Source organism: Aeromicrobium terrae (genome assembly GCF_008039565.1).
GTDB classification, from domain to species: domain Bacteria; phylum Actinomycetota; class Actinomycetes; order Propionibacteriales; family Nocardioidaceae; genus Aeromicrobium; species Aeromicrobium terrae.
In genome coordinates this window covers 243,100-264,462 of record NZ_VDUX01000002.1, presented here as the reverse complement: position 1 = coordinate 264,462, position 21,363 = coordinate 243,100, and the positions used below count along the sequence as shown (strand labels likewise).

The window sequence follows — 21,363 nt, the reverse complement described above, 5'->3', positions numbered from 1 at the left end:
TAACTCGTTGTGACCGGCAAGTAGCGAGGAGACCCATGCGCATCCTGCAGCACCGCCACCGCTGGCCGATCCTGGTGGCCGTCGTCACGACCACCGTCACCATCGCCACCTTCCCGGCGTACTCCGCATGGGTCCAGCAGTTCCACGGGCCGACGACGGTCGAGCTGAAGAACGCCATCTCGCGCGCCCCGTCGGAGGGTGACGCGACGAAGGACCCGACCACGGCGACGCAGGCGTCGGCGCACGAGGACGCGGTCGCAGCGCAGCGCGCCGAGGCCGATCCCGAGCTGGTGCCGACGCAGGCCGCCGAGCTGCGGCACCACGCGACGGTGCCGGAGGACGTCTACGCGATGGCGAACGGCTGCTACGCGCTGCAAGCACCGAGCGGCAAGTGGGTGGTGCGGACGAAGACCGGTTACGCCGCGAGTGCCGCGTCGGTCTCGGGCGCCGAGCCGTTCCACTTCCAGGCCACTGATCTCGGCAGCTACCTGCTGTTCGACTCCGCGAAGGAGTTCGTCGACGTCAAGCCGCTGACCGTGCAGTCGTCGGCCGCGCCGAGCAAGAGCGCGGACTTCACCGCCACCAAGTCGGGCTCGACGTTCACGTTCACGGTGCCGTCGGTGAGCCGCGCGCTGTCGGTACGTGCCTTGGGTGGAGCGCTGGCCACGGACAAGACCCCGACGCCGTTCTCGCTGCGTCTGACCACCGGCTGCCAGGACTGGCCGGAGGTCGACGTCAACGTCACAGGCGCCCCGTTCGGCGGCACCACGGCGTACCAGGAGGTCCGCGGCTACGTCGACGGCCACACGCACGGCATGGCGTTCGAGTTCCTCGGCGGCAACGTCCACTGCGGCCGCCCGTGGCACCCGTACGGCGTCGCGTTCGCCCTGAAGGACTGCCCGGACCACCAGCTCGCCAACGGGACCGGCGCCGTGCTCGAGAACTTCACTCGCACCGGCCTCCCGGTCGGCACGCACGACCCGGTCGGCTGGCCGACGTTCAAGGACTGGCCGGCCCCGGAGTCGCTCACCCACGAGGGCACGTACTGGAAGTGGCTGGAGCGCTCGTGGCGCGGCGGGCAGCGCATGCTCGTGAACCTGCTCGTCGAGAACGACCAGCTCTGCAAGATCTACCCGCTGGGCCGCAACTCCTGCGACGACACCAAGTCGCTCAAGCTGCAGGCCGACGACATGCGCAAGCTCGAGCGCTACATCGACGCGCAGTACGGCGGCCCCGGCCGCGGCTGGTACCGCATCGTCACCGACCCGTTCCAGGCTCGGCAGGTCATCAACTCCGGCCGGATGGCGGTCGTCATGGGCATCGAGACGAGCGCCGTCTTCGGCTGCATCGAGAAGCGCGACCGGCCGCTCTGCACCGCCGACGAGATCGACCAGCGCCTCGACGACGCGTACGACATGGGCGTGCGGCAGATGGAGCTCGTCAACAAGTTCGACAACGCGCTGGCGGGCGTCGCCGGCGACTCCGGCGCGATCGCCCCGCTGGTGAACCTGGCGAACTTCCTCGAGACCGGGTCGTTCTGGGACATGCAGTCCTGCAAGGACAACCCCGAGGGCGTGCACGACCTGACCCAGCTCACCGCGCTGCCGGCCGGCGTCCCCGCGCAGGACCAGCTGTTCGGCGCCATCGCCGGGCTCAAGCTGGGCGGCGTGCTCCCGGTCTACCCGGGCGGCCCGACGTGCAACAACCGCGGCCTGACGTCGCTCGGCGACCACACGATCGAGCGCATGGCGCAGAAGCACATGATCTTCGACCCCGACCACATGAGCGTGAAGGCACGGAAGTCTGCTCTCGACGTGACCGAGCGGCTCGACTACCCGGGCGTCATCTCCAGCCACTCGTGGTCGACGCCGGATGCGTATCCGCGGATCTACAAGGCCGGCGGAATGATCACGCCGTACGCCGGTGACAGCAAGGGCTTCGTCGAGAAGTGGCAGCAACACCTGGCCTGGGCCGACCCGCGCTACTACTTCGGGTTCGGCTACGGCGCCGACATCAACGGCCTCGGCGCGCAGGGCAACCCGCGCGGTGCGGACGCACCGAACAAGGTCACCTACCCGTTCACCGGGCTCGGCGGCGTCACGATCGACCAGCAGGTCAGCGGCCAGCGGGTCTACGACATCAACGTCGACGGCGTCGCGCACTACGGCCTCTACCCGGACTGGATCGAGGACCTCCGCAAGCAGGCCGGCGACGACATCGCCGACGACATGGCGCGCGGCGTCGAGGCCTACCTGCAGATGTGGGAGCGGGCCGAGGGCGTCACGAACGACGCCTGCCGCGACCCGCAGGCCGCTCGCCCGGTGGCGCAGGTCAAGGGCGTGGCCGTGGGCTCCACCGTCGAGCAGGTGCTGCGGTCCGTCGGCCAGCCCCACTCGCGCCTCGGCGACGAGTTCACCTACTGCGCCGCCGGCACCGACGGCGCCACCGCCCACGTGACCGTCCGGTTCTCGCCGGCCGGAAAGGTCGTCAGCACGTCCTGACCCGCCCCCGTCTTCGCGAAATGTGACGCTCAAGGCGCTAAACGAGGCCCATGACGCCCTGGGCGTCACATATCGCGGAGACTCGGGGAAGGATCACAACGGCCCGGTGCGTTGACCTTCCTATGCGTCTCTCCGTGCTCGACCTCGTCCCCGTCCGCACCGACCAGACCACCGGCGACGCGCTGGCCGCGTCCGTGCGGCTGGCGCAGACCGCGGACCGCCTGGGCTTCGAGCGCTACTGGGTGGCCGAGCACCACAACATGCCGGCCGTGGCGGCGACGTCGCCGCCGGTGCTGATCGCGCACCTGGCGGCGCAGACGTCGTCGATCCGGATCGGGTCCGGAGGCGTGATGCTGCCGAACCATGCCCCGCTCGCCGTCGCCGAGCAGTTCGCGCTGCTCGAGGCGGCGCACTCGGGCCGCATCGACCTCGGCATCGGCCGGGCGCCCGGCTCGGACCCGGTCACGTCGTACGCCCTGCGTGGTGCCGCCGGCCGCGACGACAGGGACGTCCAGAACTTCCCGCAGTACCTCGACGACGTCGTCGCGCTGATGGGCACGGCGGGTGCTCGGGTCGTGCTGCCGCGCGACCAGCAGTACGTGCTCAAGGCGACGCCCGCGGCACAGACCGTCCCGCGCCTGTGGCTGCTCGGCTCGTCGATGTACTCGGCGCACCTCGCGGCCGCGAAGGGCCTGCCGTACGTGTTCGCGCACCACTTCTCCGGGCAGGGCACCGCCGAGGCCCTCGAGACCTACCGCACGGAGTTCGTGCCGAGCGACGCCGCGCCGGAGCCCGTCACGTTCCTGACCGTGAACGCCGCCGTCGCCGAGACCCATGAGGAGGCGCAGGCGCTGATGGTGCCGAACCTCCAGTCGATGGCCCGGCTCCGCACCGGCCAGCCACTCCGCCCGCTCGACCTCGTCGAGGACGCCCTCGACGCCGACCTCTCGCCGCAGGAGCAGGCCATCGTCGACTCCGGCCTGGCCCGCGCCGTCGTCGGCACGCCCAAGGACGCCGCCCGTCAGGTCCGCGAGCTCGCCGCCCAGTTCGGCGTCGACGAGGTGATGATCCACCCCGTCGCCTCCGCCCGTCGCGGCACCGACCCCACCGCCTCACCAGCCCGCGAGACCACCCTCGAGCTGCTGGCGAAGGAGCTCGTCTAGGAGGCCAGCTCGACGCCGGCGGCGGCCAGCTCCTCGTGGACCTTCGGCAGGTTGTCGGCGGAGACCGGGGCGCTGAGGTCCTCGAGCATGCGCACGCGGAAGCCCTCGCGGGCGCCGTCGAGCGCGGTGGCGCGGACGCAGTAGTCGGTGGCGAGGCCGCAGACGTCGAGCTCGGTGACGCCGTGGGCCTGGAGCCAGGCCGTCATCGCGGTGCCGTCCTCCGAGACGCCCTCGAAGCCGGAGTAGGCGGCCGCGTACTCGCCCTTGAGGAACACCGCGTCGAAGCGGGTGTCTGCCAGCAGCGGGTGGAAGTGCTCGCCCTCGGTCCCGACGACGCAGTGCGGCGGCCACGAGTCGACGAAGTCGGGGGTGTCGGAGAAGTGGTCTCCCGGGTCGATGTGGTGGTCACGCGTGGCGACCACGGTCTCGTAGGCTCCCTCGGCGACGACGTCGGCGATCCGCTGCGCGACGGCCGCCCCGCCCGTGACGGCGAGGGAGCCCCCTTCGCAGAAGTCGTTCTGGACGTCGACGACGACGAGTGCTCTGCTCATGTGTCCTCCTCGAAGAACGTGTCGATCACCGGCTCGCCCGGCGAGAGGCGCCGGGCGGCCGCGGGCAGCTCGGCGAGGGCGTTGCGGTGCCGGGCGCGGGCGTCGTCGAGCGTGTCGTGGTGGACCCGCTCACCGGCCGTCACCATCGGCACCATGAGCGGCCGGTCGTTCCCGTCGGACTCCGGTTCCGCGCCGATGCCGACGACCTCCGCCTGGGCCACTCCCTTCGCGCTCAGCCGGCGCATGGCCCACTTGCGGCCGCCGACGGACAGCTTGTCCGTGCTCTTCTTCGCGACGGGCACCAGCTCGCCGGAGTCGTCGGCCCGTGCGACGAGCTTGTAGACGAAGCCGCAGGTCGGGGCACCGGACCCGGTGACCAAGGCCGTGCCGACGCCGTAGCCGTCGACCGGCGCGGCCGCGAGCGTGGCGATGGCGTGCTCGTCGAGGTCGCTGGTGACGAGGATGCGGGTGTCGGTGGCGCCCAGCTCGTCGAGCTGTTTGCGCACGGACCTGGCGAGCGAGGGCAGGTCGCCGGAGTCGAGCCGGATCGCCCCCAGCGACGGCCCGGCCACGTCCACGGCGACCTTTACCGCCTCGGCGACGTCGTAGGTGTCGACCAGCAGCGTGGTGCCGGCGCCGAGCGACTCGACCTGAGCGGTGAACGCGTCGCGCTCGGTGTCGTGCAGGAGCGTGAACGCGTGGGCACTCGTGCCGGTGGTGGGGATGCCGTGGGTGCGGCCCGCCTCGAGGTTCGAGGTCGACGCGAACCCGGCGACGTACGCCGCCCGCGCCGCCGCCACGGCCGACCACTCCTGCGTGCGCCGCGACCCCATCTCGATGCACGGCCGGTCGCCGGCGGCGCCGATCATCCGGGCCGCGGCCGACGCGATCGCGGAGTCGTGGTTGAGGATCGACAGGATCACCGTCTCCAGCAGCACGCCCTCGGCGAACGAGGCCTCGACCACCAGCACCGGAGACGACGGGAAGTACACCTCTCCCTCGGCGTAGCCGGAGACGTCGCCGCTGAAGCGGTAGGACGCCAGCCAGTCGATCGTCGCGGCGTCGACGACGTCCTTCTCGCGCAGCCAGGCGAGGGCGGCGTCGTCGAAGCGGAACGACTCCAGCGCGTCGAGCACCCGTCCGGTGCCCGCGACGACTCCGTAGCGGCGCCCCGTGGGCAGCCGCCGGGCGAACAGCTCGAACACGCACCGGCGCTCGGCGGTGCCGTCGGCGAGCGCGGCCTGGAGCATGGTGAGCTCGTAGTGATCGGTGAGCAGCGCGGTGGTCACGGGACTCACCGTAGGCCCGTTGGGCTCATGACTCGACTGGGCCACAATGGGAAGCGTGACCACCCCGACCCCCGTGGAGATCGAGGAGCCCGACGTCAGCGAGGTCGTCGAGCTCGAGAACCCGTGGGTCACCATCGTCTGGAACGACCCGGTCAACCTGATGTCGTACGTCGCGTACGTGTTCCGCAACTACTTCGGCTACACCGAGGCCAAGGCCACCGAGCTGATGCTCGCGGTGCACCACGAGGGGAAGGCGATCGTGTCCAGCGGCAGTCGCGAGCAGATGGAGCGGCACGTGCAGGCCATGCACGAGTACGGCTTGTGGGCCACGCTGCAACGGGCGGACGAGTGAAGCCGTTCAAGCGCCGTCGTCGCGGCGGCCTCGTCGCGACGTTCGAGCCGGGGGAGGCGCAGGTGCTCGCGAGCCTGGCCGGTCAGGTCGTCGAGCTGCTGCGCGACCGCAACGGCGAGTCGCAGTCCGAGGCCGACCCACTCGCGGGCCAGCTCGGGCTCGGCGGGCCGTCCCTGCCGCCGGAGGACCCGGTGCTGCAGCGGCTGCTGCCCGACGCCTACCGCGACGACGCCGAGGACAGCGCGGAGTTCCGCCGCTTCACCGAGCGGTCCCTGACGTCGGCCAAGGTCGCGAATGCTGAGGCGATCCTCGCCGCACTCGTGGCCGCCGGGCTCGACGACGTCGACGACGAGGAGACCCTCGAGGTCGAGCTCGACGCCGAGGCCGCCCAGTCGTGGCTGCGATCGCTCACCGACATCCGGCTCTCGCTGGCCGTGCGGCTGGGCATCGAGGACGACGACGACGCGATGCTGCTCGCCCGCTCCGAGGACGAGGCCGTCGTCGCGATGACCGAGCTCTACGACTGGCTCGGGTACGTCCAGGAGACGCTCGTCACGTCGTTGCCGTGACCTCGACCGGGAAGCCCTGACGCACAGCGTCCAGCACTGTCGAGATCTCGACGGCCCGGGCGACGACGGAGGACACGTCGGACAGGTCGGCGCCCGTGGCTCCGAGCGAGACCGTGGCGCCGGTGACGCGACCGTCCTCGACGTCCAGATCCACGTCCACCCTCACATCGCCCAGCGACGCCCCGGCCGCCTCGGCGGCGTACCGAAGGTCGTTCGCCAGACAGCCGCCCAGCGCCAGGGCGAGCAGCTGGCCGCCGTTCAGGCCGAGGCCCGCTCCGCCGGCGACGCCGTCCGGTCGGTCCACGACGATCTCGTGGTCGCCGGTTCGACCGCGGGCGGCCTGGGTCCCCTCGATGGTGCGAAAAGTCGCTGAGATCGTGGGCATGGAGACATCATGGTCCACGCTTCGGGCGGGCGCCCAGGCCTCGGGCCGCGCCGATAGCCTGGGAGACGTGCTGATCATCGACCGCGCGACCCATGACGCGATCATCGAGCACGCCCGTCGCGACCACCCCGACGAGGCGTGCGGCGTCGTCGCAGGCCCCATCGGGTCGGACCGGCCGGCCCGGCACGTGCCGATGCTGAACGCCGCCATGTCGCCGACGTTCTACGAGTTCGACTCCGGCGACCTGCTGAGGCTGTACCGCGAGATGGACGACAACGACGAGGAGCCGGTGGTCATCTACCACTCGCACACGGCCACCGAGGCCTACCCGTCGCGCACCGACATCAACCTGGCCCAGGAGCCGAACGCCCACTACGTCCTGGTCTCCACGCGCGACGGCGCGCACGAGTCCGGTCCGGTCGACTTCCGGTCCTATCGGATCGTCGACGGCGAGGTCACCGAGGAAGAAGTGACCGTTGTCGAACGTTACGAAGACGAGCAGATCAGCCGCCCACGGCCCGGCACCCCCGCCGCGCCCCCCGAGCAGAAGAAGGCAGTGTCCTGATGGCCATCGAGGTCCGCATCCCCACCATCCTCCGCCCGTACACCGGCGGCGAGCGTGCCGTCGAGAGCTCCGGCTCCACCGTCGGCGAGGTCGTCGAGCAGCTGGAGGCCGACCACACCGGCATCAAGGAGCGCCTGCTCGAGGACTCTGCAGATGGTTGGGCGGTCCGCCGCTTCGTGAACGTCTACGTCAACGACGAGGACATCCGCTTCACCGGCGGTCTCGACACCGCCGTCTCCGACGGCGACACCATCGTCATCCTCCCGGCCGTAGCCGGCGGTGCCGATCTTGCCGCCCAGGGCCCGGCACCCCTGCCTTGAGATTCGACAACCTCGTCGACTCGGTCGGGAACACGCCCCTGGTGGGCCTCCCGACGCTCTCGCCGTCCGACGACGTGCGCCTCTGGGCCAAGCTCGAGGACCGCAACCCCACCGGCTCGATCAAGGACCGCCCGGCACTGCACATGATCCTGCGGGCCGAGGCCGAGGGCCGACTGAAGCCCGGCAGCACGATCCTCGAGCCCACGAGCGGCAACACCGGCATCTCGATGGCCATGGTCGCGTCGCTGCGCGGCTACCGGATGATCTGCGTGATGCCGGAGAACACCTCCGAGGAACGGCGCGTGCTGCTCCGGATGTGGGGCGCGGAGATCATCCCGTCACCGGCCGTGGGCGGCTCCAACGAGGCCGTCCGCGTGGCCAAGCGTCTCGCGGAGGAGAACCCCGACTGGGTGATGCTCTACCAGTACGGCAACCCGGCCAACGCCGACGCGCACTACGCGGGCACCGCCCCGGAGATCCACGCCGACCTGCCCGACATCACGCACTTCGTCGGCGGCCTCGGCACCACCGGCACCCTGATGGGCGTCGGCCGCTACTTCCGCGAGCACAAGCCGGACGTCCGGATCGTCGCCGCCGAGCCGCGGTACGGCGAGCTGGTCTACGGCCTGCGCAACCTCGACGAGGGCTTCGTGCCCGAGCTGTACGACGAGTCGCTCATCGACTCGCGCTTCTCGGTCGGCCCGCGCGACGCCGTGCGCCGCACCCGCGAGCTCGTCGAGTCCGAGGGGATCTTCGCCGGCATCTCCACCGGCGCCATCCTCCACGCGGCCCTCGCGCAGGCGACCAAGTGCGTCAAGAACGGCGAGTCGGCGGACATCGCGTTCGTCGTCGCGGACGGCGGCTGGAAGTACCTGTCGACCGGTGCCTACGAGGGCACGCTCGAGGAGGCGGAGGACCGTCTGGAAGGCCAGCTCTGGGCCTGAGCCGTGGGGTAGCCTCGTGCCCGTGAGCGAGATCGTGGTGTTCTCCGGCAGCGCGCACCGGACCCTCGCCGAGAAGATCTGCTCCGAGCTCGGACAGCCGCTGAGCCAGTCCGACACCGTCCGCTTCAGCAACGACTGCCTGCAGATCCAGCTGCTGGCCAACTGCCGCAAGAAGGACGTCTACATCATCCAGCCGCTGGTCCCGCCCACGCAGGACCACCTGATGGAGCTGCTGCTGATGATCGACGCCGCGCGTGGTGCGTCCGCCGCGTCCGTCACGGCAGTCATCCCGCACTACGCCTACGCGCGCTCGGACAAGAAGGACGCGTCGCGCATCTCCATCGGCGGCCGGCTCGTGGCCGACATGCTCAGCACCGCGGGCGCCGACCGCGTCGTCACCATGACACTGCACGCGCCGCAGGTGCACGGGTTCTTCAGCACCGCCGTCGACCACCTCACCGCGATCGGCGAGCTCGCCGACCACTACCGCGGCCGCGACCTCACCGACGTCGTCGTCGTGTCGCCCGACCTCGGCAACGCCAAGACGGCGTCGCTGTTCGCCCGGCTCCTCGGCGTCCCCGTCGCAGCCGGCAGCAAGCAGCGCCAGGCCGACGACAAGGTCGTCATCGACGCCATCGTCGGCGACGTTGCCGGCAAGACCGCGATCGTGCTCGACGACGAGATCGCCACCGGCGGCTCCATCGTCGAGCTCATGGACAAGCTGGAGGAGGAGGGCTGCCGGTCCGCGTCGGTGGCCTGCACCCACGGACTGTTCACCGGCAAGGCCGTCGAGCGGCTCCGCAACCACCCGTCGATCACCGAGGTCGTCACGACCGACACCGTCCCGCCGCCGGCCGACTGGCCCGAGCTGCAGGTCCGCACCGTCTCCCGCCTCTTCGCCGAGGCCATCGCCCGCATCCACGCCGGCGAGTCCGTGTCCAGCCTGTTCGACGGCGTCGACCCGGCCCACGCACCACCTCAGCCGAAGCTTCCCTTGTAGGTACGCTCGAACAATGGCGGACGCACCGATCGGGATCTTCGACTCCGGGTTCGGAGGGCTCACGGTCGCCCGGGCGGTGATCGACCAGCTGCCGCACGAGCCGGTCCTTTACCTCGGCGACACGGCGCGCCAGCCGTACGGGTCGCAGCCCATCGCCGCGGTGCGCGAGTTCGCGCTGGAGTGCCTCGACCACCTGGTCGAGCAGGGGGTCAAGGTGCTGGTGATCGCGTGCAACTCCGCAAGCGCCGCCGTGCTCCGCGACGCCCGCGAGCGGTACGACGTCCCGGTCGTCGAGGTGATCGTGCCGGCCACCCGCAAGGCGGTCAGCGTCACGCGCAACGGCCGGGTGGGCGTCATCTGCACGCAGGCCACGGCGACGTCGCGTGCGTACGACGACGCGTTCGCCGCCAACCCGCAGATCGAGCTGCACACGCAGGCGTGCCCACGGTTCGTCGAGCTCGTCGAGGCCGGCGTCACCAGCGGGCCGGAGCTGGACGCCGTCGCCCACGAGTACCTCGAGCCGCTTGTCGAGGCGGACGTCGACACCCTGGTGCTCGGGTGCACGCACTACCCGCTCCTCGCCGGCGCCATCGCCTACGTCATGGGCCCGGACGTGACGCTCGTGTCGAGCGCCGACGAGACCGCCAACGACGTCTACGCGCTGCTCGTGAGCCACGGTCTGGAACGTGACCTGGATCACTCTCCGCCGCAGCACCGCTTCCTGACCACGGGAAAACCGGACGACTTCGGCGTCCTCGGCCGTCGGTTCCTGGGTCCAGAACTGAATTCGGTCGACCAGTTCTCCTGGGTAGTGCCAGCATGAATGTCACCCCACGAAACCGCTCGCAAGCTCGCGCTTCCGCGGGGACCCCGACACGTGTTGTCATTTGGCGAGGGAGGCACTTGTGAAGCTCACCATCATCGGGTGTGCGGGGTCGTTCCCCGGGCCGGACTCGGCGGCCAGCTGCTATCTCGTCGAGGCTCCGTTCGAGGGCCGCACGTTCCGCCTGCTGCTCGATCTCGGAAACGGTGCCCTGGGTCCGCTGCAGCGGTTCACCGACGTCCGCGACGTCGACGCGGTCGCCGTCTCCCACCTGCACGCCGACCACTGCTTCGACCTCGCGTGCTTCTACGTGGTCAGCCGGTACCACCCCGGCGGCCGCACCCACGGCCGCGTCCCGCTCTACGCGCCGGCGGGCTCCGACCGCTTCCTCGCCCGCACCTACGGACCGGAGCCGGACCCCGGCATCCTCGAGCACTTCTCGTGCCACGACTGGCAGGACGGCGACGTCGTGCAGATCGGCCCGTTCACCGTCACCGCGGTGGAGGTCGACCACCCGGTCGAGGCGTACGCGATGCGCATCGAGTGCGACGGCAAGGTGCTGGCGTACTCCGGCGACACCGGGCCGTGCGAGCAGCTCGACCGGATGGCCGCCGGCGCCGACGTCTACCTCTGCGAGGCGTCGTTCGTCGAGTCGTCGGTGAACCCGCCGCACCTCCACCTCACCGGCGCGCAGGCCGGCGCGTCGGCCACGGCCGCCGGCGTCGGGCGCCTGCTGCTCACGCACATCCCCGCCTGGACCGACCGCGCGGAGGTCGAGGCGGACGCCAAGTCCACCTGGAACGGTCCCCTCGAGCTGGTCGACACCGGGGCCGTCTACGAGGTCTGACCCGCTGGGTACGCTCGCGGTCATGACCTCTCGCGAGGACGGCCGCGCCGTCGACCAGCTCCGACCCGTCACCATCACCCGCCACTGGCTCGACCACGCGCAGGGTTCCTGCCTGATCGAGTTCGGCCGCACCAAGGTGCTGTGCGCCGCGAGCGCCACCGAGGGTGTGCCGCGGTGGCGCAAGGGGTCGGGCCTCGGCTGGGTCACCGCCGAGTACGCGATGCTGCCGCAGGCCACCCACGACCGCTCGGCCCGTGAGTCGGTCAAGGGCCGCATCGGTGGCCGCACGCACGAGATCTCGCGCCTGGTCGGCCGCTCCCTGCGCGCCGCCATCGACTACACGGCGCTCGGCGAGAACACCATCACCATCGACTGCGACGTCCTGCAGGCCGACGGCGGCACGCGCACCGCGGCCATCACCGGTGCGTACGTCGCCCTGGCCGACGCCGTCTCGCACCTGCGCGAGAACGGTCTGCTGGCGGGAGAGCCGCTGGTGGAGTCCGTCGCGGCCGTGAGCGTCGGCATCATCGACGGCACCGCGATGCTCGACCTCCCGTACGTCGAGGACGTCCGGGCCGAGACCGACATGAACGTCGTCATGACCGGCAGCGGGTCGTTCGTCGAGATCCAGGGCACCGCCGAGGGCGCGCCGTTCGACCGCGCGGAGCTCGACACCCTGCTGGGTCTCGCCGAGAAGGGTTGCGCCGACCTCACCAACCTGCAGCAGCAGGCGCTCGCTTCGTGACGCGTGTTGTGCTCGCGTCGCGGAACGCGAAGAAGCTGGCCGAGCTGCGCCGCATCCTCGAGCCGATCGTGCCCGGCGTGCAGGTGCTGGGCCTCGACGACGTCGAGCCGTTCGACGAGCCGGCCGAGACCGAGCCCACCTTCGAGGGCAACGCCCTGATCAAGGCGCGGGCCTGCCTCGCCGCCACCGGCCTGCCGTCGCTGGCCGACGACTCCGGTCTCTGCGTCGACGCCCTCAACGGCATGCCCGGCGTGCTCTCGGCGCGTTGGAGCGGCCAGGGCGACGCGGAGAACAACCGGCTCCTCCTCACGCAGATCTCCGACGTCCCGGACGAACGTCGAGGCGCGGTGTTCCGCTGCGCGGTGGCACTGTGCACGCCCGACGGCGCCGAGGTCGTGGAGCACGGCGAGATGCCGGGCCGGATCCTGCGCGGTGAGCAGGGCGACGGCGGCTTCGGGTACGACCCGCTGTTCGCCGCCGACGGCTACGACGTCTCCACCGCCGAGCTGCCGGCCGAGGAGAAGGACGCCATCAGCCACCGCGGTCGCGCGCTGCGCACCATCGCGCCGGCCGTCGTCGCCGCCCTGACCTAGGAGAGCGCGGAGATCACGCGCTCGGCGAGCGCGGTGCTGCCGTCACGGTTCGGGTGCACACCGTCCACGACGCGCGCCGGGTCGTCGAGCGTCCCGGTGGTGCTCACGTACTTCAGGCCGTGCCGCTGGGCGGCGGTGTGGACGATCGACGTGACCCGCTTGCCGTCCCACGGGGACTCGGGTCCCCACGGCGGGCCGAGCACCACGATGCGCGTCGACCGCGGCAGCTGCCGCTGGAGGACGTCGAGGTAGTGGTCGACCGCCTCGGCGATCTGCTGGTCCGTCGCCGGCACGTGCTGACCCTCCAGGCAGATCGACCAGTCGTTGCGGCCGCCCTCGACGATGAACAGCGACGGAGCGGTGTGCCGGAAGGCCTGGGGCCGGTCGATGAACCGGTCGCCGGAGCACTGCTTGCCCTGACGGAGGTAGCCCGAGCCCGACTGCGCGTAGGTGGTGACGTGGGCGCCGAAGTGGCGGCCGACGATGCTCCACCAGCCCTGCTCCGCGTCGCCCGGCTCGTCGTTGTACCGCGCCGTGATGGAGTCGCCGACGACGACGATCCCGTTCGGGTACAGGCGGGTCAGCGTGGTCGAGGTTCCGTGCTTGACGGCGGGCGCGAGCGTGGGTGTCTCACCGCCGCGCGCGCTCTGCCAGATGGCGAGGAGCCCCGCAGTGACGGCGATGACGAGGGCGGCGCGGATCGCCGTTCTGGACAGGGACATCTGCTGACTTTCTTTCCCGAGAGGGCAGCAGGATATGTCCCTCTCGGGGCCCCGTCAGACGAATGGAGAAGGTGTCGTCAGACCAGTTCCTGGTCCTCGACCTTGGCCTCCTCCAGGCTCTCCTCGATGTACGTCTGGGCCTGCTCCGGGCTGAGCCGGAACACGAAGGCCATGACGTACACGGCGACCGACAGCAGGCCCAGGATCACGATGCCGCTGCCGAAGCCGATGGTGCCCTGGCCGCCGCCGTAGTCGCCGTAGTAGCTCACGATCGTGAGCCCGCCGAGCCACGGGAAGACCCAGAGCCCGGAGCGCAGGTCGAGGTGGCGCTGGCCGAGCTGGCCGGACACCGCCATCATCGCGAGCAGCGCGAAGCCGATCAGCACGGCGACCATGAGCTTCCAGACCACGGTCCAGCCGGACCAGTAGACGATCAGGTTGGAGCCCCAGAACGCGAGCAGGGGGATGAGGTGGCCGCCGGGGAGGCGGAACGGGCGCTCCTTCTCCGGGTCCTGCTGCCGCAGGGCGGCGTGCACGAGCGGGCCGGACGAGAACGACAGCACCGTCGCGGACGTGATGAAGCCGACGAGCTGCTGCCAGCTCGGGAACGGCAGCAGCATGAACAGCCCGATCACGAACGCCGCGATCAGGCCGACCAGCGGGACGCCACGGTCCGTCGTCCTGGCCAGGGCCTGAGGGGCGTTGCCGTTGCGGGCCATGGCGAACGAGATGCGCGACGTGATCGTCGTGTAGATGAGGCCGGTGTCGCCGGGGGAGACGACGGCGTCGACGTAGAGCACGGTCGCCAGCCATCCGAGGCCGAGCGCTGTCGCCACAGCGGCCAGCGGCCCGAAGTCGTTGGTGAAGCTCAGGTTCGCCCACCCGTCGGACTTGGCGAGGGTGCCGGGGTCGATCGAGCCGATGAACGCGGCCTGCAGGGCGATGTAGATGAGGCCGGTCAGCACCACCGAGCCGACGACCGCGATCGGCACGTTGCGGCGCGGGTTGTCGGTCTCACCGGCGAGCTCGATGCCCTGCCGGAAGCCGAGATAGGAGAACACGATGCCGCTGGTGGCGATCGCGGTGAACACGCCGTGCCAGCCCTCGGGCTTGAAGCCGTGGTCGGTGAAGTTGCTCCCGTGGAACGCGGTGACGAAGAACGCCGCGATGACGAGGAGGATGACGCCGAGCTTCCACCAGACGAGCACGTTGTTGATGCGGGCGAACCAGCGGATGCCGTAGTAGTTGACGACCACGAAGAGCGCCATCAGCAGGACCGCCACCGCGTAGCCGAGCGGCGTCAGCGTGTGGACGACCTCGGGAGCGTCGCTCTTGCAGGCCGAGAGGCAGTGCTCCTTGGTGAACTCCGCGTACTTGGTGCCGTACTGCAGGGCCGCCTCGACCTCGATGGGCGCGGTGGTCACGACGGCGACATACGTGATCCAGCCGCTGGTGAAGCTGGCGAAGGTGCCGTACGACATGTGCGGATACCGGACGACGCCGCCGGACAGCGGGTACATGGTGCCGAGCTCGGCGTAGACCAGGGCGAGCAGCAGGATGAGGAACCCGCCGAGGGCCCAGGAGATCATCGCGGCGGGTCCGGCGGCCTTGGAGGCGTCGAGGGCGCCGAAGAGCCATCCGGAGCCGATGATCGAGCCGACGCTGGCGAAGAGGAGTCCGACGACTCCCACGTGGCGCTTGAGGTGCGGTTCAGCAGACGTGGTGGTGGCCATGCCTCAGCAGTACCCCGTAGATCGTCTCCCTATGCACCCGAAAAATCGTGCTGGCGCCACGCCTCGAAGACGACGATGGAGGCGCAGTTCGCCAGGTTCATCGAGCGTCGCCCCGGCAGCATCGGCAGCCGCAGGTGCTCGTCGATGCGTTGATCAGCGAGGACGTCGTCCGGGAGCCCGGTCGGTTCCGTCCCGAACAGCAGCACGTCCGACGGCTCGTAGGCGACGTCGGTGTAGCGGCGCTCGGCCTTCGTGGTGAAGGCGAGGACGCGGGCGTCCCCGAAGGACGCGAAGGCCGCGTCGAGGTCGGCGTGGACCGTGACGACGGCGAGGTCGTGATAGTCGAGGCCGGCGCGCCGCAGCCGGGCGTCGTCGAGGGTGAAGCCGAGGGGCTCGACGAGGTGCAGCTCGGCACCGGTGGCGGCTGCGAGCCGGATCGCGTTCCCCGTGTTGCCGGGGATGCTGGGCTCGTGGAAGAGGATGCGGAACATCGCTCGTCAGCGTAGCCAGCCCATCCCCTAGACTCCCCGACCATGGCAGCCCCCCAGCGCGTCCACGTCACCCACACGTTCCGTTCCGACCCCGCCACGGTCTTCGAGGCCCTCGCCGAGCACGAGAACCTCGGCCCGGTCCTCGGCTGCAAGATCACCCGGGTCTGCGACGGCGACACGTCGCGCAACGGCCCCGGCACCACGCGGCGGCTCAAGATCGGCCCGCTGCCGGCGTTCGAGGAGACCGTCACGGCGGCCGAGCCGAACACGCTGATCGAGTACAAGGTCAGCAAGGGCACGCCGCTCACCGGCCACTGGGGCGTGCAGCGCCTGACGCCGACCGCCGACGGCGGCACGGTCCTCGACTACCGGATCGGCTTCGACGCCAAGGTGCCCGGCCTGGCCCCGATCGTCGGCAAGGTGCTGACGATGCAGCTCGGCAAGAACATCGGCAAGCTCGTTCCTTAAGGTCCGGCACGCCCGACGGCGAGCGCGGCCGAGTGTGCGGCCGCCACGCCGATCTCAGCCACGGTCCGCTCGCCGCGCTCCAGCGCGCCGAGCAGCCCGGCCATGAACGCGTCGCCGGCGCCGACGGTGTCGACGACCGTGACCGGCTCCGGCGGGACGTCCAGGCGTTCCTCCGCCGTGACGAGCGTGGCGCCGGCCGAGCCGCGCGTGACGGCCACCAGCGACGTCGTGCCGGCGAGCCAGCGCTCCACCAGCTCGTCCTCGGACGTGTCCGGGTGCCACCAGGCGAGGTCCTCGTCGCTGACCTTCACGACGTCGGCGCGCGCGGCGAGCCGGTCGAGCCGCGCCACCGCCTCGGCCCGGTCCGCCACGAGCGCGGGCCGGACGTTCGGGTCGAGCGACACCCGGGTCGCGGACGGCAGGTCGAGCACGAGCTTCTCGACCGCCGCCGCCCCGGGCTCGAGCACCGCCCCGATGGACCCGACGTGCACGGCGGTCACGCCCGGCGGGACGTCGATCCGCCCGGGATCCCAGGCGATGTCGAACTCGTAGGTGGCGGCGCCGTCCGGCCCGATGCTGGCGATCGCGCTGGACGTGCGGTCCGCCGCGGTGGCCTGCACGGTCACACCGGCCGCCTCGACGTGGCGGCGCAGCAGGGAGCCGTGCTCGTCGTCACCGAGGGTCGCGACGAGCGTGACGTCGAGCCCGAGCCGGCCGAGTCCGACCGCGACGTTCGTCGGACTGCCCCCGGGGTGCGGCACGCCGTCCACCACGTCGACGAGCGCCTCGCCGATCACCAGGATCATGCCGGGTCCTCCTCGTCGTCGGTGATGGCCGGGAACGTCCCGGTGGGTGCGTCGGCGACGCTCATCGTCGCGGCGGAGTGGGTGGGCGCCTTCTGGCCGAGGGCGGAGAGCGCGGCGTCGAACCCGACGTCCTCGCCGGCCTCCTCGCTGAGCAGCCAGCGCACCTCGAGCAGGTCGCAGTAGGCCTGGACCGCCGTCCCGACCTCGCCGATCTCGGCGTGGGCGCGGCGCATGTTGGGCCGCAGGACCTCGACCAGCCAGCGGGCCGCGGCGTCCTCCTCGCTGACGTCCTCGCCGGACTCGCGGCTGATGTGGCCCTGGTAGGCGTGCAGGTCGGCGAGCAGCGGTCGGGCCTGGCCCTCGCCGACGGCGAGTCCGGTGAGCTCGCGCAGGTGCCGGGAGTGGTAGCCGCGGCCGCCGACGGCGACGTGCAGCCGGATCTCCTGGCCGTCGACGGGCTCCAACGCCACCTCGTCGACGATGAAGCCCAGCTCGTTGAGCTGACGCACGGCGCCTTCGATCCGGTAGCGGTCGTCGTAGGCGAAGGTGGGCTCGGAGTTCAGCAGCTCCCACAGCTGCGTGTAGCGGTCGGCGATGCCCTGCGCCTCGGCGACGAGGGTGGTGTTCATCTCGGGGTCCCGCTCGAGCCGGGCCGCGAGGTCGATCATGCCCATCGCGACGTTCTCGGTGAGGATCTCGAGGTCGTGCTGGCGCTGGCCGTCGGTCAGCCGCGGGTGGATCTCGCTGGTCTCCGCATCCACGAGCCAGGCCTGCAGGATCTGCCCGTCACGGGAGAACAGCGTGTTGGCCAGGGAGCAGTCGCCCCAGAAGACGCCGTGGCGGTGCAGCTCGACGAGCAGTCCCGCCATCGCATCGAGCAGTCGCTCGCGGTGCTTCGGCTGGTCGGGCGGCAGCCGCATGAACAGGCGGCGGTACTGCCAGGACGACTCCAGGAAGCGCGTGACGAGGAGTGCCGTCTCGCGGTCGGCCTGGATCACGAGCCCGGCCGGGCGGACGGCGGGCAGGTCCATGTCCTCGAGCCTCCGCAAGACCTCGTACTCCTTGCGGGCAAGCCGTGGCGACAGCTCCTTGACGGCCCACAGCTTCCCGTCGGCCTCGACGAACTTGACCAGGTGTCGGCTCGGACCGACGGAGACGTCGCGCAACGGCGCCTCGACGATCGTCCAGTCCGCCAGCGGCAGGTCCCACGGCAGCGAGAGCAGGTCCGGGCTCGGCGCCCGCAGCAGGATCTCCGGCGTGGCCTGGACCATGCCGCCAGCCTAGACGCGCTCGCGCCTGGTCAGGAGGTCGTGCCGAGGTGCACCGCGAACCCGCCGAGCACCGAGGCGGTGATCCACCGCTGGATCCGCTGGGCCACCGGCCGCTCGTGGAGGAGAGCCGCCACCCACGCCGCGGCCACGACCCAGGCGGCGTTCACGGTGACCGCGACAACCACCTGGACGAGGCCGAGCTGGAGCAGCTGCACCGCCGTGGGCCCGGCCGACGGGTCGACGAACTGGGGCAGCAGCGCGGCGTACATCAGCGCGATCTTCGGGTTCAGCAGGCAGGTGGCCAGGCCCATGGAGAACAGCCGGCGCGTCGAGTGCCCGGGCTGGTCGTGGTCGCCGGCGAAGACGTTGCGGCCGCCAGGCCGGACGATGCTCCACGCGAGGTACAGCAGGTAGGCGGCGCCGGCGAGCTTGACGATCACGAACAGGGCCGGGACCGCGGCGAACAGCGCCGCCAGCCCGATGGACGTCGCGACCAGGTACACGAGGAAGCCGCACGCGACACCGGCCAGCGAGACGAGCCCGGCGGCCCGGCCCTGCGACAGGGACCGGCTGACAAGGTAGATCATGTTGGGCCCGGGCGTCAGCACGAGGCCGAGCGCGATGAGCGCGACCCCGACGACGGCTCCGAGACTGACCACGGAAAAAGCCTACTCGTGGTGCCGAAGGCGGGACTCGAACCCGCACGCCCGAGGGCACGGCGACCTAAACGCCGCGTGTCTGCCAGTTCCACCACTTCGGCCCGTACTCCACGAAGACTAAGGGAACCCAGCGCGAGGTTGTGTCTCCGTCACCCAGCCCGGCCGAAGCGGGAGTCGCCGGCCGCAGAAGCGGCAGACGAGCAAGTCACCTCTTGGGCAGCTCCTGCACGTTCCAGGTGTTCCCGTCGGGATCGGCGAAGTACACGAACCGGCCCCACGCCTGCTCGTCGACCTCGCTGACCTCGACACCACGGGAGGCGAGGTCGGCGCGGGCGGCGTCGGCGTCGTCGACGACGAGCATCAGGCCGCGGATGCTGCCGGGGACGGCGTCGGCGAGGCCGGTGCCGAACGCGATGGAGCAGGCCGAGCCCGGCGGGGTGCACTGGACGAACCGGATCCCGCCGCCCGGGCTCTGGTCGTGATCGGCGTTGAAGCCGACCTTGTCGACGTAGAACTCCTTGGCGCGGTCGACGTCACTGACCGGGACGAAGACGACTTCGAGCTTGTAGTCCATGTCCCGACGCTAGCCGCGTGCGGTGACAGTTCAGGCCGCGTCGAGCCCCAGGTCCCGGCGCAGCTTGGCGACGTGGCCGGTGGCCTTGACGTTGTACTGCGCGACCTCGATCTTGCCGTCCGGGTCGACGACGAACGTCGAGCGGAGCACGCCCTCGACGACCTTGCCGTACAGCTTCTTCTCGCCGAACGCGCCGTAGGCGAGGAGCGCCTCCTTGTCGACGTCGGAGAGCAGCGTGATGGTCAGGCCCTCCTTCTCACGGAACTTCGCGAGCTTCTCCGGCTGGTCCGGAGAGATGCCGAGGACGGTGTAGCCCTCGGCCTTGAGCGCGTCGAGGTTGTCGCTGAAGTCGCACGCCTGCTTCGTGCAGCCCGGGGTGAGGGCGGCCGGGTAGAAGTAGACGATGACGCGGCGCCCTCGCAGGTCGGAGAGGGTGACGGTCTCGCCGGTGTCGGTGGGCAGGGTGAAGTCGGGTGCGGGGTCTCCGGGCTGCAGTCGCGTCGTCATGGGCCCTATCCTGACGTAGACGTCCACCCGAGAAGAGCGAGGCATCCCGTGGCCAAGGCCGACACGACCCGACTCGTCCGTGAGATCGAGGAGACCCGGCTCCACCTCGCCGACACCGTCGACGCCCTGGTCGACCGCGCTCATCCCAAGAGCATCGCGCGCCGTGGCCTGGCGTCGGTCAAGGGCCGGTTCGTCGACGAGCAGGGCTCCGTGCGGCTCGAAACGGTCGTGCCCGTGGTGGCCGGCGCCGCCGCGGTGGTCACCGCGATCGTCATCCTCCGTCGTCTGGTGCGCTGACCTGGCCCGCCTGCGTGCGCCCGAGGTCTCGCTGGCGGACCGCTGGCAGATCCTGCGACGCCGCTGGCGCCTGCTGCTCCGCCTCGCGATCGGGCCGGCCGTGGCCTATCTGGTGGCCACCGACGCCCTCGACCACCGGCAGGCCTTCTTCGCGCCCATCGCCGCGATCATCACGCTCATGGCCGGCGGCGGCGCACGCCTCCGTACTGTCATCGAGCTGGTCATCGGCGTCGCCACCGGCGTGCTCGTGGGCGAGCTGCTCATCCTCGCCATCGGTCGCGGCGCCTGGCAGATCGCGCTCGTCGTCGTTCTCGCGGTCGCGATCAGCACGATCCTCGGACTCACCGGCATCGCCCTGACCCAGGCGGCGACATCCTCGGTGCTGCTGACCGCGGTCCTGCCGCCGCCCGGATCGGGCAACCCGGCCGTCACGCGGTTCAGCGACGCGCTCGTCGGCGGGCTGGTCGGACTGCTGTGCGTGCTGGCCATCCCGCGTCACCCGGTGCGCGACATCGACCGCGAGGTCCAGGGCATCCTCACCCGGCTGGCGGCAGTGCTCACCCTCGTGGCGTCGGGGCTGCGCGAGGACGACAGCACCCAGGCCGACCGCGCACTGGCGAGTGCCCGGGGCATGCAGCACATGGTCGACTCGATGCGCTCGACGACGCAGAACGCCGCCGAGGTGGCGAGGATGTCCCCGATCCGCTGGCGACAACGTCAGCACGTGGAGCTTTACGCCTCAGCGGTGCTCGACGTCGACAACGCCGTGCGCGACGCGCGCGTCCTGGCGCGCAAGACGTCGGCGCTGCTGCGGCACCGCGAGGCCATCTCGCCCGACATGGCGCTGGCGGTCGACGCCCTGGCCGCCGCGGTGGAGGTCTTCGCCGACGACCTCTCCGAGCAGGACGACTTCGAGGAGGCCCGCAACGAGCTCGTGCAGGCCGCCCGCATGGCGTCGCTCGCGCTGCCCGAAGCCGTCACGATGAACAGCGCCGCCATCGCCGCCCAGGTCCGCTCGCTCGCCGCCGACCTGCTCTACGCCAGCGGCTACACCCGCGACGAGATCGACGAGCGCCTTGACTTTTGAGACGGACCGAGCGCGCTCTGCGCGCGAGCGTCCGGCCAGGTCGAGTGCGTTGCGGCGAAGCCGCCCGGCGTATCGAGACCCGGTGGGGCATGAGGCTCGCT

At 71.0% G+C, this 21,363-nt stretch carries 26 protein-coding genes and 1 tRNA gene; 15 read left to right on the top strand and 12 right to left on the bottom strand.

Features of this window, described 5'->3' with window-relative positions; translation table 11 throughout:
• Positions 1-35 precede the first annotated feature (35 nt).
• Together FHP06_RS04850 and FHP06_RS04845 are read left to right on the top strand one after the other, a co-directional pair.
• Positions 36-2,501 (top strand): amidohydrolase family protein, encoded by a 2,466-nt coding sequence (locus FHP06_RS04850; protein WP_147684339.1) that lies wholly within the window; start codon positions 36-38, stop codon positions 2,499-2,501.
• A 122-nt stretch (positions 2,502-2,623) separates the two neighbouring features.
• A complete protein-coding gene (locus tag FHP06_RS04845; RefSeq protein ID WP_147684337.1) occupies positions 2,624-3,664 on the top strand; it encodes an LLM class flavin-dependent oxidoreductase in 1,041 nt (346 codons plus the stop codon).
• Here FHP06_RS04845 and FHP06_RS04840 read toward each other — a convergent pair.
• Together FHP06_RS04840 and FHP06_RS04835 are read right to left on the bottom strand one after the other, a co-directional pair.
• Positions 3,661-4,215 carry an isochorismatase family protein gene (locus FHP06_RS04840; protein WP_147684335.1) on the bottom strand — a complete coding sequence of 185 codons (555 nt, stop codon included), beginning with the start codon at positions 4,213-4,215 and terminating at the stop codon, positions 3,661-3,663. The genes FHP06_RS04845 and FHP06_RS04840 overlap by 4 nt on opposite strands.
• A complete protein-coding gene (locus FHP06_RS04835; protein ID WP_230973409.1) occupies positions 4,212-5,504 on the bottom strand; it encodes a nicotinate phosphoribosyltransferase in 1,293 nt (430 codons plus the stop codon). Before FHP06_RS04835 ends, FHP06_RS04840 begins: the two co-directional genes overlap by 4 nt.
• Before the next feature lie 46 nt (positions 5,505-5,550).
• On the opposite strand from FHP06_RS04835, the gene clpS reads away from it, so the two are divergent.
• Both clpS and FHP06_RS04825 read left to right on the top strand, forming a co-directional pair.
• Entirely contained in the window at positions 5,551-5,856 is a 306-nt protein-coding gene (gene clpS / locus FHP06_RS04830; RefSeq protein ID WP_147684331.1) for an ATP-dependent Clp protease adapter ClpS, read from the top strand.
• Positions 5,853-6,425, top strand: a complete 573-nt coding sequence (locus tag FHP06_RS04825) for a DUF2017 domain-containing protein (protein WP_147684329.1) — start codon at positions 5,853-5,855, stop codon at positions 6,423-6,425. Before clpS ends, FHP06_RS04825 begins: the two co-directional genes overlap by 4 nt.
• On the opposite strand, the gene FHP06_RS04820 is transcribed toward FHP06_RS04825, so the two are convergent.
• The gene (locus FHP06_RS04820; protein WP_147684328.1) at positions 6,409-6,810 is read right to left on the bottom strand and encodes an OsmC family protein; all 402 of its coding nucleotides are present in this window, start codon (positions 6,808-6,810) and stop codon (positions 6,409-6,411) included. The two genes, FHP06_RS04825 and FHP06_RS04820, sit on opposite strands and share 17 nt — an antisense overlap.
• A gap of 67 nt (positions 6,811-6,877) precedes the next feature.
• Between FHP06_RS04820 and FHP06_RS04815 the strand changes: the two genes are divergently transcribed.
• From FHP06_RS04815 to rdgB, 8 genes are all read left to right on the top strand, one after another.
• A complete protein-coding gene (locus FHP06_RS04815; protein ID WP_147684326.1) occupies positions 6,878-7,375 on the top strand; it encodes a Mov34/MPN/PAD-1 family protein in 498 nt (165 codons plus the stop codon).
• Positions 7,375-7,695, top strand: a complete 321-nt coding sequence (locus FHP06_RS04810) for a MoaD/ThiS family protein (protein WP_147684324.1) — start codon at positions 7,375-7,377, stop codon at positions 7,693-7,695. The genes FHP06_RS04815 and FHP06_RS04810 overlap by 1 nt, the downstream gene beginning before the upstream one ends.
• Entirely contained in the window at positions 7,692-8,639 is a 948-nt protein-coding gene (locus FHP06_RS04805) for a PLP-dependent cysteine synthase family protein (RefSeq protein ID WP_147684322.1), read from the top strand. The genes FHP06_RS04810 and FHP06_RS04805 overlap by 4 nt, the downstream gene beginning before the upstream one ends.
• Before the next feature lie 22 nt (positions 8,640-8,661).
• Positions 8,662-9,639: a ribose-phosphate diphosphokinase gene (locus FHP06_RS04800; RefSeq protein ID WP_147684320.1), complete on the top strand. Its 978-nt coding sequence runs from the start codon at positions 8,662-8,664 to the stop codon at positions 9,637-9,639.
• 13 nt (positions 9,640-9,652) lie between these two features.
• Positions 9,653-10,462, top strand: a complete 810-nt coding sequence (gene murI, locus FHP06_RS04795) for a glutamate racemase (protein WP_147684318.1) — start codon at positions 9,653-9,655, stop codon at positions 10,460-10,462.
• Between the two features lie 82 nt (positions 10,463-10,544).
• The gene (locus FHP06_RS04790) at positions 10,545-11,309 is read left to right on the top strand and encodes an MBL fold metallo-hydrolase (RefSeq protein ID WP_147684316.1); all 765 of its coding nucleotides are present in this window, start codon (positions 10,545-10,547) and stop codon (positions 11,307-11,309) included.
• Between the two features lie 22 nt (positions 11,310-11,331).
• A complete protein-coding gene (gene rph, locus FHP06_RS04785) occupies positions 11,332-12,054 on the top strand; it encodes a ribonuclease PH (protein WP_147684314.1) in 723 nt (240 codons plus the stop codon).
• Positions 12,051-12,647 (top strand): RdgB/HAM1 family non-canonical purine NTP pyrophosphatase, encoded by a 597-nt coding sequence (rdgB, locus tag FHP06_RS04780; protein WP_147684312.1) that lies wholly within the window; start codon positions 12,051-12,053, stop codon positions 12,645-12,647. Before rph ends, rdgB begins: the two co-directional genes overlap by 4 nt.
• On the opposite strand, the gene FHP06_RS04775 is transcribed toward rdgB, so the two are convergent.
• The 3 genes from FHP06_RS04775 to FHP06_RS04765 form a co-directional block, all read right to left on the bottom strand.
• Positions 12,644-13,369: an SGNH/GDSL hydrolase family protein gene (locus FHP06_RS04775; RefSeq protein WP_147684311.1), complete on the bottom strand. Its 726-nt coding sequence runs from the start codon at positions 13,367-13,369 to the stop codon at positions 12,644-12,646. The two genes, rdgB and FHP06_RS04775, sit on opposite strands and share 4 nt — an antisense overlap.
• Before the next feature lie 77 nt (positions 13,370-13,446).
• Positions 13,447-15,102, bottom strand: a complete 1,656-nt coding sequence (locus FHP06_RS04770; RefSeq protein WP_147684309.1) for an APC family permease — start codon at positions 15,100-15,102, stop codon at positions 13,447-13,449.
• Positions 15,103-15,131: 29 nt separating this feature from the next.
• On the bottom strand, positions 15,132-15,593 hold the full coding sequence (locus FHP06_RS04765) for a tRNA (cytidine(34)-2'-O)-methyltransferase (protein WP_147684307.1): 462 nt from the start codon (positions 15,591-15,593) through the stop codon (positions 15,132-15,134).
• Positions 15,594-15,635: 42 nt separating this feature from the next.
• Here FHP06_RS04765 and FHP06_RS04760 point away from each other — a divergent pair, with 42 nt between their 5' ends.
• On the top strand, positions 15,636-16,061 hold the full coding sequence (locus tag FHP06_RS04760) for an SRPBCC family protein (RefSeq protein WP_147684305.1): 426 nt from the start codon (positions 15,636-15,638) through the stop codon (positions 16,059-16,061).
• Here the strand turns inward: FHP06_RS04760 and FHP06_RS04755 are convergent.
• From FHP06_RS04755 to bcp, 6 genes are all read right to left on the bottom strand, one after another.
• Positions 16,058-16,867 carry a carbohydrate kinase family protein gene (locus tag FHP06_RS04755; RefSeq protein WP_147684303.1) on the bottom strand — a complete coding sequence of 270 codons (810 nt, stop codon included), beginning with the start codon at positions 16,865-16,867 and terminating at the stop codon, positions 16,058-16,060. The genes FHP06_RS04760 and FHP06_RS04755 overlap by 4 nt on opposite strands.
• Complete coding sequence (locus FHP06_RS04750) at positions 16,864-18,138, bottom strand: DUF4032 domain-containing protein (protein ID WP_147684302.1); 1,275 nt, start codon at positions 18,136-18,138, stop codon at positions 16,864-16,866. Before FHP06_RS04750 ends, FHP06_RS04755 begins: the two co-directional genes overlap by 4 nt.
• A 29-nt stretch (positions 18,139-18,167) precedes the next feature.
• Positions 18,168-18,797, bottom strand: a complete 630-nt coding sequence (locus tag FHP06_RS04745; RefSeq protein WP_147684300.1) for a LysE family translocator — start codon at positions 18,795-18,797, stop codon at positions 18,168-18,170.
• 16 nt (positions 18,798-18,813) lie between these two features.
• Positions 18,814-18,898: transfer RNA gene (locus FHP06_RS04740), tRNA-Leu, on the bottom strand.
• A 104-nt stretch (positions 18,899-19,002) separates the two neighbouring features.
• Positions 19,003-19,371, bottom strand: coding sequence for a VOC family protein (locus FHP06_RS04735; RefSeq protein WP_147684298.1), 369 nt, complete (start codon positions 19,369-19,371; stop codon positions 19,003-19,005).
• A gap of 30 nt (positions 19,372-19,401) precedes the next feature.
• The gene (bcp, locus tag FHP06_RS04730) at positions 19,402-19,878 is read right to left on the bottom strand and encodes a thioredoxin-dependent thiol peroxidase (protein WP_147684296.1); all 477 of its coding nucleotides are present in this window, start codon (positions 19,876-19,878) and stop codon (positions 19,402-19,404) included.
• A gap of 48 nt (positions 19,879-19,926) precedes the next feature.
• On the opposite strand from bcp, the gene FHP06_RS04725 reads away from it, so the two are divergent.
• Both FHP06_RS04725 and FHP06_RS04720 read left to right on the top strand, forming a co-directional pair.
• The gene (locus FHP06_RS04725) at positions 19,927-20,175 is read left to right on the top strand and encodes a DUF3618 domain-containing protein (protein ID WP_147684294.1); all 249 of its coding nucleotides are present in this window, start codon (positions 19,927-19,929) and stop codon (positions 20,173-20,175) included.
• A 1-nt stretch (position 20,176) separates the two neighbouring features.
• On the top strand, positions 20,177-21,262 hold the full coding sequence (locus FHP06_RS04720) for an FUSC family protein (protein WP_269140120.1): 1,086 nt from the start codon (positions 20,177-20,179) through the stop codon (positions 21,260-21,262).
• Positions 21,263-21,363: the final 101 nt, after the last annotated feature.

Bases quoted from the DNA above. Each gene is read 5' to 3' on its own strand.
- FHP06_RS04850 (WP_147684339.1), top strand. From the start codon at position 36: ATGCGCATCCTGCAGCACCGCCACCGCTGGCCGATCCTGGTGGCCGTC.
- FHP06_RS04845 (WP_147684337.1), top strand. From the start codon at position 2,624: ATGCGTCTCTCCGTGCTCGACCTCGTCCCCGTCCGCACCGACCAGACC.
- FHP06_RS04840 (WP_147684335.1), bottom strand. From the start codon at position 4,215: ATGAGCAGAGCACTCGTCGTCGTCGACGTCCAGAACGACTTCTGCGAA.
- clpS (WP_147684331.1), top strand. From the start codon at position 5,551: ATGGGAAGCGTGACCACCCCGACCCCCGTGGAGATCGAGGAGCCCGAC.
- FHP06_RS04820 (WP_147684328.1), bottom strand. From the start codon at position 6,810: ATGCCCACGATCTCAGCGACTTTTCGCACCATCGAGGGGACCCAGGCC.
- FHP06_RS04810 (WP_147684324.1), top strand. From the start codon at position 7,375: ATGGCCATCGAGGTCCGCATCCCCACCATCCTCCGCCCGTACACCGGC.
- murI (WP_147684318.1), top strand. From the start codon at position 9,653: ATGGCGGACGCACCGATCGGGATCTTCGACTCCGGGTTCGGAGGGCTC.
- rph (WP_147684314.1), top strand. From the start codon at position 11,332: ATGACCTCTCGCGAGGACGGCCGCGCCGTCGACCAGCTCCGACCCGTC.
- FHP06_RS04775 (WP_147684311.1), bottom strand. From the start codon at position 13,369: ATGTCCCTGTCCAGAACGGCGATCCGCGCCGCCCTCGTCATCGCCGTC.
- FHP06_RS04770 (WP_147684309.1), bottom strand. From the start codon at position 15,102: ATGGCCACCACCACGTCTGCTGAACCGCACCTCAAGCGCCACGTGGGA.
- FHP06_RS04765 (WP_147684307.1), bottom strand. From the start codon at position 15,593: ATGTTCCGCATCCTCTTCCACGAGCCCAGCATCCCCGGCAACACGGGG.
- FHP06_RS04760 (WP_147684305.1), top strand. From the start codon at position 15,636: ATGGCAGCCCCCCAGCGCGTCCACGTCACCCACACGTTCCGTTCCGAC.
- FHP06_RS04755 (WP_147684303.1), bottom strand. From the start codon at position 16,867: ATGATCCTGGTGATCGGCGAGGCGCTCGTCGACGTGGTGGACGGCGTG.
- FHP06_RS04750 (WP_147684302.1), bottom strand. From the start codon at position 18,138: ATGGTCCAGGCCACGCCGGAGATCCTGCTGCGGGCGCCGAGCCCGGAC.
- FHP06_RS04735 (WP_147684298.1), bottom strand. From the start codon at position 19,371: ATGGACTACAAGCTCGAAGTCGTCTTCGTCCCGGTCAGTGACGTCGAC.
- bcp (WP_147684296.1), bottom strand. From the start codon at position 19,878: ATGACGACGCGACTGCAGCCCGGAGACCCCGCACCCGACTTCACCCTG.